The 972-nt window shown below is 60.1% G+C and carries 1 protein-coding gene; it reads left to right on the forward strand.

Going from position 1 to position 972, the window contains the following annotated elements; genetic code table 11:
• Positions 1 to 972 (forward strand): IS4 family transposase (locus tag ABD767_RS17205; protein ID WP_344870011.1); only part of this gene is annotated, 972 nt, incomplete at both ends.

The raw sequence follows: 972 nt of genomic DNA on the forward strand, positions 1-972 counted from the left end.
GCGCGATATCGAGGCCTGTCTGGCCGCCAATCGCGGCAAGCTGTTTCACATGGGGCTCAAGAACGTGCCGGCGCGCTCGACGCTCTCGGATGCCCTGAGCCAGCGCGACTGGCGCATCTATCACGCGCTGGCGATGCGCCTGATTCAGCGTGCCAGGGCGCTGTACGCCCAGGAGCAGCTGGATATCGATCTGGATGCCACCGTCTACGCCCTGGACGCCACGACCATCGACCTGTGCCTGTCGCTGTTCGAGTGGGCGCCTTTTCGCAGCACCAAGGCGGCCGTCAAGATGCACACGCTGCTGGATTTGCGAGGCTCCATTCCTGCGTTCATCCACATCTCCGATGGCAAGATGCACGACGTGAACGTGCTCGATATCTTGCCCATCGAGGCCGGTGCGTTCTACGTCATGGATCGTGGTTACCTGGACTTCCAGCGTGTGTATGCCCTGCATCAGGCCGGCGCTTTTTTCGTCACGCGCGCCAAGAGCAACATGAGTGCCCGGCGCGTGTACTCGGCATCCACCGATCGCAGCACTGGCGTGATTTGCGATCAGAGCATCGCCCTCAATGGCTTTTACACCGCACGCCACTATCCCGAGCACTTGCGGCGCGTGCGCTTCAAAGATCCCGAGTCGGGCAAGACGCTGGTCTTTCTGACCAACAACACGGCGCTGCCGCCCTTGAGCATCGCGGCGCTGTACAAGAACCGCTGGCAGGTGGAGCTGTTCTTCAAGTGGATCAAGCAGCACCTGCGCATCAAGAAGTTCCTGGGCACCAGCGAGAACGCCGTGAAGACGCAAATTTGGTGCGCCGTGGCCACCTACGTGCTGATCGCCATCGCCCGCAAGGAGCTTCACCTCGATGCCTCGCTCTACACATGTCTACAGATTTTGTCGGTCTCGGTTTTCGAGAAAACCCAGATTTCATGCGCCTTGCAGCCCGATGATCTACAGATTGAATCCGCCAACGA

The organism is Comamonas faecalis (genome assembly GCF_039538025.1).
GTDB classification, from domain to species: domain Bacteria; phylum Pseudomonadota; class Gammaproteobacteria; order Burkholderiales; family Burkholderiaceae_C; genus Comamonas_C; species Comamonas_C faecalis.